At 41.2% G+C, this 12,493-nt stretch carries 14 protein-coding genes; 5 read left to right on the top strand and 9 right to left on the bottom strand.

What is annotated here, in order from left to right:
• Nucleotides 1–5: 5 nt before the first annotated feature.
• The 3 genes from GKD17_RS04740 to GKD17_RS04730 are packed head-to-tail and all read right to left on the bottom strand — an operon-like array spanning nucleotide 6 to nucleotide 1,456.
• Nucleotides 6–1,124, bottom strand: a complete 1,119-nt coding sequence (locus GKD17_RS04740) for a polysaccharide pyruvyl transferase family protein (RefSeq protein ID WP_007837089.1) — start codon at nucleotides 1,122–1,124, stop codon at nucleotides 6–8.
• A gap of 27 nt (nucleotides 1,125–1,151) precedes the next feature.
• The gene (locus GKD17_RS04735) at nucleotides 1,152–1,307 is read right to left on the bottom strand and encodes a hypothetical protein (protein ID WP_153880868.1); all 156 of its coding nucleotides are present in this window, start codon (nucleotides 1,305–1,307) and stop codon (nucleotides 1,152–1,154) included.
• On the bottom strand, nucleotides 1,304–1,456 hold the full coding sequence (locus GKD17_RS04730; protein WP_007837087.1) for a hypothetical protein: 153 nt from the start codon (nucleotides 1,454–1,456) through the stop codon (nucleotides 1,304–1,306). Before GKD17_RS04730 ends, GKD17_RS04735 begins: the two co-directional genes overlap by 4 nt.
• 123 nt (nucleotides 1,457–1,579) lie before the next feature.
• Between GKD17_RS04730 and GKD17_RS04725 the strand changes: the two genes are divergently transcribed.
• Nucleotides 1,580–2,623: a hypothetical protein gene (locus tag GKD17_RS04725; RefSeq protein ID WP_007837086.1), complete on the top strand. Its 1,044-nt coding sequence runs from the start codon at nucleotides 1,580–1,582 to the stop codon at nucleotides 2,621–2,623.
• A 105-nt stretch (nucleotides 2,624–2,728) separates the two neighbouring features.
• A complete protein-coding gene (locus GKD17_RS04720) occupies nucleotides 2,729–4,735 on the top strand; it encodes a toprim domain-containing protein (RefSeq protein WP_007837085.1) in 2,007 nt (668 codons plus the stop codon).
• A 108-nt stretch (nucleotides 4,736–4,843) separates the two neighbouring features.
• On the opposite strand, the gene GKD17_RS04715 is transcribed toward GKD17_RS04720, so the two are convergent.
• Nucleotides 4,844–5,083, bottom strand: a complete 240-nt coding sequence (locus GKD17_RS04715; RefSeq protein WP_007837084.1) for a DUF4248 domain-containing protein — start codon at nucleotides 5,081–5,083, stop codon at nucleotides 4,844–4,846.
• A gap of 280 nt (nucleotides 5,084–5,363) precedes the next feature.
• Between GKD17_RS04715 and GKD17_RS04710 the strand changes: the two genes are divergently transcribed.
• The 3 genes from GKD17_RS04710 to GKD17_RS04700 are packed head-to-tail and all read left to right on the top strand — an operon-like array spanning nucleotide 5,364 to nucleotide 6,400.
• Complete coding sequence (locus GKD17_RS04710; RefSeq protein WP_007837083.1) at nucleotides 5,364–5,837, top strand: HU family DNA-binding protein; 474 nt, start codon at nucleotides 5,364–5,366, stop codon at nucleotides 5,835–5,837.
• Nucleotides 5,838–5,872: 35 nt separating this feature from the next.
• A complete protein-coding gene (locus tag GKD17_RS04705) occupies nucleotides 5,873–5,977 on the top strand; it encodes a smalltalk protein (RefSeq protein WP_007842386.1) in 105 nt (34 codons plus the stop codon).
• 9 nt (nucleotides 5,978–5,986) lie between these two features.
• Nucleotides 5,987–6,400, top strand: a complete 414-nt coding sequence (locus GKD17_RS04700) for an N-acetylmuramoyl-L-alanine amidase (protein WP_007842378.1) — start codon at nucleotides 5,987–5,989, stop codon at nucleotides 6,398–6,400.
• Between the two features lie 209 nt (nucleotides 6,401–6,609).
• Here the strand turns inward: GKD17_RS04700 and GKD17_RS04695 are convergent, their stop codons facing one another.
• From GKD17_RS04695 to GKD17_RS04675, 5 genes are all read right to left on the bottom strand, one after another.
• The gene (locus tag GKD17_RS04695) at nucleotides 6,610–7,494 is read right to left on the bottom strand and encodes a hypothetical protein (RefSeq protein ID WP_234215570.1); all 885 of its coding nucleotides are present in this window, start codon (nucleotides 7,492–7,494) and stop codon (nucleotides 6,610–6,612) included.
• A 101-nt stretch (nucleotides 7,495–7,595) separates the two neighbouring features.
• Entirely contained in the window at nucleotides 7,596–8,369 is a 774-nt protein-coding gene (locus GKD17_RS04690) for an aldo/keto reductase family protein (RefSeq protein WP_229103391.1), read from the bottom strand.
• Nucleotides 8,370–8,434: 65 nt separating this feature from the next.
• Complete coding sequence (locus tag GKD17_RS04685) at nucleotides 8,435–9,706, bottom strand: hypothetical protein (protein WP_007837077.1); 1,272 nt, start codon at nucleotides 9,704–9,706, stop codon at nucleotides 8,435–8,437.
• Between the two features lie 174 nt (nucleotides 9,707–9,880).
• Entirely contained in the window at nucleotides 9,881–11,416 is a 1,536-nt protein-coding gene (locus GKD17_RS04680) for a lipopolysaccharide biosynthesis protein (protein ID WP_007837076.1), read from the bottom strand.
• Between the two features lie 3 nt (nucleotides 11,417–11,419).
• Nucleotides 11,420–12,448 (bottom strand): sugar-transfer associated ATP-grasp domain-containing protein, encoded by a 1,029-nt coding sequence (locus GKD17_RS04675; RefSeq protein WP_229103392.1) that lies wholly within the window; start codon nucleotides 12,446–12,448, stop codon nucleotides 11,420–11,422.
• Nucleotides 12,449–12,493: the final 45 nt, after the last annotated feature.

Below are 12,493 nucleotides of genomic sequence, written 5' to 3'. Positions count from 1 at the left end.
ATAACTTATACTTTGTTCAACAAATTAAAAGAGTGCTTACGCAAATTCTGTAACCTTCTATTTACATCTTCCCAATCTATCCCTATACAATTTAAATCTATATTTTTATTACCATTACAACTATACAAAGCCTTCTCCAATCCAAACATTTTCAACAAAGATTTAACTCTAGTCAAACCTCTGCCCTTATTTCCCACAACCACAAAAGGTTTATGAAACAATATAGAAAACACACAAGCATGAAAACTATCTGTAACAACCAGTTCCGCATCCATAAAGCCTCGCAACCATTGTTCCACCGGCGGCTGGATACGCTCAGCCAAAGGCGCGCTCCAATCATCCACACGTGAATTTCCACGGAAAGGAATCAACCCCGTCTCATCGGCCAACCGTGATATCAGATCAGTTATCAATTCCGTCTCATCCAAGATATAGCATAACAATGTACCTTTGCTTTTAGGAACATCCGCCCTTTTCACCAAATCTACATAATCCTGAACATCCAAAAGCATAGTGGGGTCTAACACATGGCTGGCATTTACTCCCAAAAACTTACGACACAGTTCCACTGCCGATTCCTCACGAACACTTACCACATCAAATTTCCGTAATAATTCCCTACAGCGTCTTGTCTGTCCGGCAGTATATTCCCAATCGCTTGTTCCAAAAGAAGCCGCATACGCCATTCGTTTGACATTCCAGTCCCTTGCAAAGTCCAGATACGCATTCTCTATTTTAGTCGGATAGTACATAGGACGCCAAACCTGGTCACTGCCCACCACAAAAGCATCGAAGTTATTTTCTTTAAGATCCAGTAATTTTCCGACTTCAAAATAATGAATGTATTTATCTATAAATTGTAAAGTATGTTGACCGACAATCGGATATACACGATTATAGTACGATTCAAAAAAAACGTGCTCATTCCTACCTAATATATATTTCCTTATCATCCGTTTAGGATAAGAATAAGGCCATTTCCAGACAGGTAATTTTGCTTTATTTGGTGTAGTTATCACCGAAACTTCATGCCCCATCCGTTCCAACACCGTCTGCAACGCATACGCTTGAAGTATCCCTCCATAATTAGTATGGAGAGGCAATGTCAATATTCCAATTCTCATAATTTAAATCCGCTTACCATCTACCCCTCACAACTTCTCTTTCTTCTCCCCCGCCAGATACTCCCACGAGTTCTCCGTCACCACATTCCACCATTCCCGTTTCACCGCCTCTATCTCTTCGTCCAGTCCGCAATCGCCATAGTCCTCGACCAAAGGATGCATGATAGTAGCATAAAAATTCAAATTGTCAGTTTACCGTTAAGAGCCCTGTAATAACTACGATCCGTCATGTGGATGGATTTACAAAACTCCTTTACATTGACACCGCTGGCTTTTCTAAGGGCTTTGATGCTGTCGGCCAACTTCTTCGTAGAAAAATTCCTGTCTTTCATCTTTTTTCAGTTTAAATATCGTTAATAATACTGTCTGTCTCCTAATTGTCTGTCCACAGTGGACAGACGCATCTGTTTTTTCCTTTATAACTTCACCGCCATTATTACAAAAACAAAGTGCACATGGCTATAAAAGCATTGAAACAAAGCGTCTCCATCAGCGAAACGCAGAAAATGATCCACCAGTGGAAAAGACGGGGAGTGAACGATCCTACCATCACCAAGTTACTGGATCTCTACCTGGGAATACCTGCTTACATGAACTCTCAAGGCATCTATCCGCTCTGCAATTTCTATGACCTCCGGTTGTCACTCCGCTTTTCGTACACATCGGCGCTGGTGGCCGCAGTGACAAACTGCCAGTCTTTCGGAATGATATGGGACGAGGCGCACACCAAAATCATTGCATTTTACTCACCGCTATGGTATCACAAAGAGGATGGAAAACCGATGGAACCACCGCAGCATCCTGCGCGGAAAACACCGCAGGATGCTGCTTTTAATAATAATATAGTATATAATATAAATAATATATATCCTCCGGAGGATTCCCATCAGGGATGTTCCGCCGGAAACGGAGTGCCAAACGCGAAGAAAACGGATACTCCAAGGCCCCCTTCGGAAATTCCTCAGGAAACGCCTGACAACGGAAAAACTTCACCGGCCCCGTCTCCCGCTACCGATTTCTTCCACCGGCTCAACACCAGTCCCGAAGAAAAGCAACGGGTACTGGTCCCGCTCATCAACAGCATAGCCGCCGATCATAGCTATACTCGCCCCAAGGCGTTACAAGGGCTGGTCATCCTGGTAAACCAGTTTCTCATCCCTTACTTCGATGCTGATCCCCGCTTCTCCCGAAACTCGCACACGGGAAGAATCATCTGGCTGCAAAACCTCATGAAGACGCGCCACGGACAGTCGCTGATGAAACAAGCCATCGCCCGGCTGAGCAGCGAGCTGAGCAAAAATCTGGAGGAAAAACGCAGGAAACTCCGTGAGTTCCGTCCCATATCCCCTTTCGAGTGGAAGGAACCCGACAAGGACATCCGCTACTATGACGACCCCATAGACGGAAAAGTGGAAATACCGGAGGACGCACCGCCGCGCCCTGCCCACACCGCCATCTGGAATGTGCTGTCCGAAAAATGGGTAGACCTCAATGGTTAGTGATTGACGGCTGACAATCAGTGGCCAATGACCGGTGAGGCTGCACACGGACCGTCCGGCATCTATTTTCTAATTTTCAATTCTTAATTTTTTAATTTATTCAACATGAAACCCTATTATTCCCTTTCGGACTTTCCCGACCGCAAGAATGCGGGAAAGAATTTTCTTGCCCGGTGTCCCAAATGCGGTACCATGCATCTGTATATCTCAAAAGCCAAAGGGCTGTATCATTGCTTCTACGCCGGATGCGAATTCAATGGCATCCTGACTGATTATTGCAAGGACAAGCGTCCCATGTTCTCTTACCCCAAAGAAAAGTCGTCCGATCGAACCGGAACATGCCCACCCCCCGGAACGCGCCACCTCACAGGCAACCTGCCGGAATATCGAAATGCGACAGAAAACAACGTGAACGAAGTCCCCATGCTGCCAGGCGACTACAAAATCCTATCCCCCGCCGTGTTGCAAAAAATCAAGCCGCTGGACGAATCGCCCGAGTGTACGGATCCTGACCAACTGGCAGCACGCCGTTATCTGGCCGATCAGGGCATCTCTCTCGCCACAGCCATCGCAACGCATATCGGCTGCCTGCGTCATTACTGCATCACCAAGAACAGTGAGGACAAACGCGAACAGGCTTCCTCCGTCTTTCCCTGCATCGCCTACGTGAACTACGTGGACGGACGTCCCGTTAATGCCAAGTACCGCTCATGCAGCCCCTCGCCATCCGCAAAGACCGTTACCGCTGCCAACGCCTCCGCAGTATCCGGAGAGATAGAAATTCCGGACGGAACAACGGAAGAATCTCCCGTAACCTACAGCAAATTCTGGAGTCAGGATTCGCCCACCAAACCATGCGCTCCCTACAACATAGACTGCATCAATCCGCTGTTGGTAGAGGAAGAGACCATTCCCCGACTCATTATCGTAGAAGGTGAAAAAGATGCGTTGGTACTGATGGAAGCAGGATACCGCCACGTCATCAGTGTGCCCTCGGGAGCGGCAAGCGACCTGGCGAAAAGCTTCGAGGCATTCACTTCCTGGCTGGACCAGGTGCAGGACATCGTGATCTGCGGTGACACCGACCTGCCCGGACGCACACTGGTGAAACATCTGTCCGACTACTTCGGAGCACGCTGCCTTTTCACCACCCTGCCCGGAGGGTGCAAAGACATAGGCGATGTGATGAATCTTTACGGCACCGAAGTGGTGCAAAGCGTCATAGAAGATGCCTGTGCCTGCCACACCACCGATATCATCACTGTAGAACAACGCAGGGAAGAGGTGATGAACGTGCTGCACGGCAAATACGACCACGGCTACAGCGTGGGCTACGGCCCCTTGACCGACCGCGTTTTCCATCCCACCGACACAGGCGGCCTGATCATCATGACCGGTATGCCCAACAGCGGAAAAACGGATTTTCTGAACGACCTGACCAGCCGCATCATGCGCGACACGGAACGCTTCGTATGCTACCTCTCTTTCGAGGTTCCGGACAAGGACAAGCATATAGCACACCTGATACACCTGCTGCTGGGCAAAGCCAACACCACCGCCTATACCGACGAGCAGCTGACACCCTATATTGATTTTCTGAACACTCACATGATTCATCTGGATATGCACGAAGTGCCGCCCACTCCCGGAAACATTCTGCACCGGGCCGATCTGGTACGCCGCAGGCAGCCATTGAAATATCTGGTGATAGACCCTTATCTTTTTGTAGAGGCGCAAAGTGGAAAAGGCGAGACCGAAACCCAAAGCATCAAGTCGATGCTGACCCGTTTTCAGTCGTGGGGGCGCGAGAACCATATCTGGGTAATCATCGTGGCTCATCCGCGCAGCCTGAAGAAAATAGACGGAAAGAACGCAATGGAGGACATCAACATGTACACCATATCCGGCAGTGCCAATTGGGCGAATCTGGCCGATTTCATCCTCTCCATCACCCGTATAAACGAACCCGACCGTGCCTTCACCCGCCTGGATGTGCTGAAAGTGCGCGACCAGGAACTGTGCCGCACGGGAACCGTGTACTACACCCGCCAACCCTGCGGACGTTATGAAGAGCATGAGAGCGAAGAGGAATGTAGTAGTAACAATGGTTAATCCATACGGTGATGTCGCCTCACATATACGTCTGTGTGAGGCGATACATACGTATGCATAGGTCTGCACATACTGACGTGTAGAACCAAGCATACGGACGCCCAACTCCTACGGTCTTCCCAAATAATGGAAAATCAACCCCACTTGTACCGAATTGAAAATACGCTGTCTGTCCGCATAGCCCGAATCGAGCAAAGCCTGATAAAGCGGCTTATGATGGTGTATCCAGGCAGAAAGGCGGTTCAACGCTGCCACAGGAGTGATATCGGGGGCATATCCCATGGCCAAATCCCGTTTGTAATAAGGCTTCACCGGCCATTCGCCCATATACGTTTCTTCTTCGTTCATTACATTCACTTTTTTAAAACGTTTCTATTATCCGTAAATATCCAGCTATTACAACTCCTTTGCAGCAAGCTTATTCACAGAGATTATCTATCAAAGCAAATGTAACAAAAACAGCTCACATATAAAAATATATCAAAACCTTTAATTCACTTTATTTCATTCTCCGCCACAATGTGTCACACACCTTCATGTCTGTTTATTTCCCTTCATATCCACACCTTTCCGAAGTGTTATCTTTGTCATGTTCAATTCATATTAATCATTTAACAACAAAATCATTATGGCATTAAATTACAGTGTTTCATTACGTCCCAATCCGCTGGACAAGGATGCGGCTCCCAAAGCTTACGCCACCTCACAGATCAATGGCGAACTTACCTTGAAACAACTCAGCAAACGTGTTTCTTCACAGACTACCGTGAGTCGCGCCGATGTGGTGGCCGTTCTCACCGCTACTGTAGACAATCTGCTGGAAGCCCTTACCGAAGGAAAGCAGGTGGATTTCGGTGAACTGGGCAAGTTCCGTCTCCAGATAGCCAGTATAGGAACGGAAAAACTGACGGATTTCACCGCCGCCCATATCACCGGAGTCAATATCCAATATGTTCCCGGAGAGGATTTAAAAACCATCTTCGGCGCACTGGAATTCCAACCTGTAGCCAGCCGTGCCGCACAAGCTGCCGCACTGCGTGCCGAAAAGGAAGGAAAAACCGTGGCAGACCTGCTGAAGAGCAAAAACGAACCGGAAGTCTAAATCTTTAATGTATCACACTTAAAACTTTATCCTTTATGGAAAATCAGAAAAGAAAATCTACTTGGAGCACCATCCTGAAAGTTATCATTGCAGTGGCAACTGCTATAGGCAGCGTCATAGGTATACAAAGTTGTATTTAACCGGCCGGTATGCGCAAGATAACATTGATCATCATCCATTGTTCCGCCACCCCCGAGGGGCGGAACCTGGATTTCGAGACCTGCCGCCACGACCATATCCACCACCGCGGTTTCAAGGATATCGGTTACCATTTCTACATCACGCGCGACGGCGGGATTCACCGCGGACGCTCGCTGGAGCGAATCGGAGCGCACTGCAAGAACCACAACCGGCATTCTGTCGGCATCTGTTATGAAGGGGGCTTGTCTGCCGGCGGCATACCCGCGGACACACGGACACTGGAACAGAAAGCGACCCTGCTGGCCTTGCTCCGGGAGTTGCGGGCTGTCCTGCCCGAAGCAATCATTGTAGGACATCGGGATTTGAATCCGCTGAAGGGATGCCCTTGCTTTGATGCGGTGAAAGAGTATGCATCCTTGTAAGAGTTGGAAGAAACCGCTTGAAAGCGGTTTCTTTAGACAAATTTATTCAGCAGACAAAGAGTGGTGCGCTAAATAAAACCGTAATTATGGCAATGCATAATTCAAGAATCTGTATATGTCAAACATAACCAGTCTATACCTAACAGAATATAAAAATGAAATTTTATTCTTAACCATATTGATTTTCAACTAAAAGACAAACTGTTTCCTCAACATTCAACTAAATGTAAATCGTCCAACACCCTTTTAGTGAAAACTTTACGTCCCATTGCATTCAAAAAGAAAGAGTTGAAGTATAATTCATCTTTTTGCAAATCACTTTCCTTACTATAATCTAATATCAACACTTCCCGGTTTACTTCCTTTAGATAAGAGTAAATATAATTTTGCTCAAAAGTGCGCGTATAATACTTGGCAAGATGTTTTGTTACCGGTGGTATTACATACACAGGGCGATATCCACGTTCAACACAAAAATCCACAAGATCTCGCATAACAGAAATCCGATATTCTCTACCTTTCATGTTCTGAGGGGTTAACGGAGCATCAAAATCCGCTATGGAGAACTGCCTTTTCCATCCGTCAATCCACCTTTTGGCATCCCTGTCCAATTGTTCCGCATTCATTGCATTTACAGGAACCATGGCCTTAGCGAATCTGTCAATAGTTTCCTCACGCCTCAGTATAAACTTTATCAGAGCTTTGATTGCAGGTTTGCCGAATAATATCGGATAGTTAGCATAACGACATGCCTTTTTGTAAAGATAGGGTTGTATAGGTTCACCTTGAGTATCTATCTTGAGATATTTCACAGCATCCATCAGACCGGTTTCTTTATTAAGTCCTGTAAAAGGCATTATTGTAATTATAACATTACCGCCTTTACACAAGATAGAATGATAACATCGCAAAAGGTTAAAGTCTTCAACCAAAGTTTGAGGCTGTTGTGCCCAATTCATTGCTTTAATCGGAAGATTTGAAAAATCAAACGCCCATTTTGCTCCACTGCTTCCAAGTACCACTACATCAAAATTGCGTTCATTATGAGTACGATACCAAGTATTATCCGGATATACCTGATGTTCTGTATCCACAAATATTCTACTATACCATTGGGTCTTCTTAATGAGAAAACATAATGTAATAATACCTATAAACCTCTTTATGTTACTTTTTATGTTCATAATCTAATGTTTCAGAAACCAGGACAACTAGCCGATTCAATATGATATTTATAATCACAATTCATCGAATTAATAGCTGCCATATCCCCTCCAGTAAGTTCAAAATCCCAAATGTCAAAATTTTCCTCCAAGCGTTTAATATTTATGGATTTAAAGCAAGGAACAGACTGATGCTGATAATGCCAACGAAGAATAACCTGACCAACACTTTTACCTGTACGGTCAGCTATAGCTTTGAGTATTGGTGAATTTTTAATAGGATCAATCATACGACAAAGTGGTGAATATGCCTGAATGACTATATCGTGCGCACGACAAAATGCAATAATATCATCAGCTGTACGCATCGGATGATGTTCAAACTGAACACAATGAGGCGCAATGTCAAAACCTGCCTCCCAAAGTTTCTTAAAATGACGCACATGATAATTTGCCATACCAATAGCACGCACTTTACCACTTTGATAGACTTTCTCCATTTTGTGATAAGTATCAATATAATAATTCGGATAAGGCCAATGCATAAGCCAACAATCCACATAATCTGTTTGAAGATTCTTGAGTGACACGTTTATCTGCTCTGCGATGTTCCCTAAACGTTGCTGCCCGTTACCTATTTTTGTTGTTATGAAAATATCTTCACGTTTTAAACCTTGTTCTGCAAGGCATTCTTTGAGCACTTTTCCTACGATATGCTCATTTCCATAGTCACGAGCCGTATCGAATGCTCGAAAACCAGTTTTTAACCCGGCTGAAACCACCTCTTTCATCGTAGAATAGTCCATCCAGTTAGTAGACATAATGATGGGGGGAATCTCTATGCCATTATAGAATTTTATTGCACACATTCCTACTTCTTAAATATTCTTAGAATCTTATTTAATGCACGTTGAGGTAAACCAAGCACTTTTTGCAAAATCATAATAATTTTATCTTGGTATACACTCTTCTTATAATAATATATCGCTTTATAAGGCACAGAATATTGACGGGCAAACATTAATTCAACCATTTCCTGATAGAAATAATTGTGTTTCCTTTCACGGAATACTTTAACAATATATTCTCTTTTTCTTGAATAATATTGAGACAATTCAAATATATTACCGTAAGCCGCAACGCTTCCCAATACTATATCAAGAGTCAACAAGGTACGGAGACATTTATCACACCACCCACAATTGATTTTTGTTTTATTTTCAAGAAAAGCTGTATTATGCCAAATTTCCTTTGCTGTCTGATCTGCCCAACAAACTTCAAGATATTTATGGGTTAAAGGATTACGACTAATGTATTCAGTCTTTTGTACACGTGTCATTCCTGGATTGGAAAGTATCATTTCAAAATTATTTGTGCTCAGTAAAGGTACAAAAGCACATTCTATATGAGATTCATCTATGGTACTTATTTCAGATTGTTCAACAGAGTATGAAGATGCATAAATATATTTTCCAAATAATTTCTGGAGAGCCATGGCACAACTCGCTGTTCTTTGTACAAAACTTTGTAACAATGATACTCCACAATATTTATAGAATGCATTAAGATTTGAATTTATTCCAATAACAGGAAGACCAGTTTCTTCGGAAAAGGACCTTAATGCGGCAACCTTGCTCCTGAAATCCTTTTCAGCCCCCTCTAAATCATAATCTCCAAACTGACCTGAGTTAAAAATAGTAAGATGCGTTACACCATATCCTTTTACAACATCAGATTCCATATGTTTATATAAAGAAGACATAGAATCAACACCTAATGAACAGCCACACCCTACACCTTTTCCATTATAAATAATATCATCTCTAGTTTCTGCTAAGACTTTTATAATCTTACTTTCAGGAAGCACCTTTTGCCATATAGGTTGAAGAGTATTATGCACATTGAAAAGAAGCCTTGAAGAAACAGGTGCGTCAATCTTTATATCTTGCTTGGAATGCATTGCAACAGCCAAGACAACAAGAAGAAAACTATCAGCATAATCGTCACAAAGATACTGACCGTATTGTTTTTCAACAGAATACCATAATTCAGTTTGCAGATTTCTTGACTCATCTTTTACTATTGAAACAAGAAATATCTCATTTCCACGTTCTTCTATATAAGGTTTTGAAATGTAAATCATAATATATATACTGATTGTTTATAATTCTAACTAACAAATATTTGCCACTTAATTCACACACTAATAAATACAATTCATATTCATTCAAATTATTACAGTTCCGTTTTTCTCACTTTCCCATAATTTAATTCTGCAAATTTTATATTACACAAATAAAATCAATGTTTTCAATGATCATAATAGGCTTCTTATTTTATTAGTTACTTCTATTAAAATCTTCCTCCTTACATCTCTATTTAACCCCATAGTATATACACATACAAAAATACAAATAGTACTTATCGATGTTGTAAATATTAATCGTTCCCAACCTGCATCTAATAAAAGAACAATTATCACTGATGGCAATGATGCTAAAAGCAATATTGCAATAGAACGTAAATAAACATCAAAAAAATAATTCCACATGCTATACTTCTCAATTTTATATAATGAATAAGCTTCTAAATATGAACTTATTATAGCACTGGCTGTATGTATATAAAAACATGACCACACAGGTAATCCCGACCAATAAAGAATATAAATCAAAGGCAAATAAGTAAGCGCATTAAACAAGCCACTTGAAAGATTTAAAAACTTTACATCACCAGTTGCATGAACACCTTGTATCATGGGTCTGGCGAAAGTTCTGAATAAAGCAATAGAAACAATACATCGCAAAAACAATGATGTCCATACGGGCACTTCTTTCAGCCAAATACTTAAAATAAAATCTGTTTCTAATAATATAGGAACAGCTACCAATGACATCAGAAAAAAGCTATACCTTCCACCTTCATATATCAACTGAAAAAATCTTTTTTTATTATGTGCCGCATAAGACTTAACTATTTGAGGTTGAATAGAGGTCATAAAATTGGTTGAAAATGTTAGTATAGCATTATCAACTTGGTAAGCAATCATTCTTGCAGCATTGACTGCTACTCCAAAAAATAGGTTTATAAGTATATTCAATCCCTGATTATTCCCATTTGCACAAAATGATCCAATGAAATCCCATAAAGAATAAGAAAGCATATTTTTATAAATACTTTTATCCTTACACAAGGATAAATGACTTTCTGGAAAACACTTATAACAGTAAAAACGATAAAATATTTGCAACCCGATATTCCATGCAGCCAAAATTGCTGCATACGCAATCAAATTGTCTGTTGTTGGTATATACAATAAGAAAAACACTAATATTAATTTAAAAACAGCCTCAGCAACACCCACATAAGCATAAATATTCATACGCTCGTGAGAGATGACACTTGCACTATATGGCACTTGTGTCAAACTGAACATACATGTCAGTATAGAAAACTGATACACAATATTTGCAGCTATCTCTCGGCCCTCAGGTATATTCATCTCATTATTCACAAACCATAAGCCAACAGTTTCCATTAATACTAACAAAATAAAAGCCAATGCCAAATGCATTGCAAACGACGCACTGAACGTTTTCTTTAATTTTTCTTTATTACCAAAACCTAATTCATAAGTCAAAAAACGGCTCGTACCCGTAGACAATGTTCCATTTATAAATGTGAACATAACCACAATGCTTCCAATTGCGCCATAAAGTCCATAGTCATTGACTCCTAATGTCTGAAGAATAATTCTTGAGGCATATAGATTAGTTGCCATCATAAAAAAGGAACGAATATAAAGAAATATCGTATTCTTAACTATCGTTTTATTTGATCCTTCCTCTGCCATAACTTAATACTCAAATCCTTTCTTTTTACAATAGTCAATCACCTCCTGTGTACGTACGCCAAATATAGGTCCTGTACAGATCTGTTCACCAAATACACCTGGTTGCGAACTATTCAATTCTATGATGACAGGCTCATTCTTTTCATTAAAACATACATCCCAACCTATAAATTTGCAAAGTGAGAAACAAGATGTATGTATACATTCAATCTGCTTTAACAATGAAGGTATCTGTTCTATGACTCTATTTTTAAAAACAATACCATTATACTCATAATACTTATTTAATTGAATGTCATAACCAAAACTCTGAAAAGTTCCATCTGAATAAACCCCTATCATAATTCCGCCACTTCCCCAATTATCAACATTCATACCACTTTTTCCAAAACGAAAAACGATAGATAAAATGGAAAACACGCCATTGAGATAAAGTGATGTTATCCGAAAAGTATTTATACTGCTTTCATTAAATATAGCTGTTGAATGATGCTGCCGCACACATTCTTGTATAACAAAGTCTCGATTCCGTTCATTCAAGACACGAACAACTTGTGCTTTCTTATCCTTTTCTGAAAGATTAGACAAATCCAACTTCTCAACACTTTTTCCTCCTGCAGAATCAACTGAATCTTTAACGATCAAGACATTTTCACGGATACAAAGACTAACAACGTCCTTAAACATAAGTTGATTCATCTGTTCATTATAATATTCTTGATCAACACAACGAATTATACAACGAGGAAACTTAAGACTGCCATTCACTAAATATCCTAAAAGACTTTTATGTTCAAACAATTTTGTATAACGATAATTATTCAGTGTACGTGCTACTAAAGGCAAATAAGTCTGATGACTCATATAGCGAGGGTCAAAGCCGCAAAGTTCCTTGAATACTCCATATTCTGCAAATGAAAGTCTTGGATTAATACCACCCCATAAAACTTCCACAGCACGTTTCTCTGAAAGAGATAATTCGCCTTGCATGGATACGGGTACATTCACCATATTATAGAATTCTTCCCTCATCTGTTCGCTGTATATACGTTTATTACACAAATAATCTTTTATATA

Origin of the sequence: Phocaeicola dorei (genome assembly GCF_013009555.1) — a bacterium.
Lineage (GTDB): Bacteria > Bacteroidota > Bacteroidia > Bacteroidales > Bacteroidaceae > Phocaeicola > Phocaeicola dorei.
This window is presented reverse-complemented; position numbering and strand designations above follow the sequence as displayed.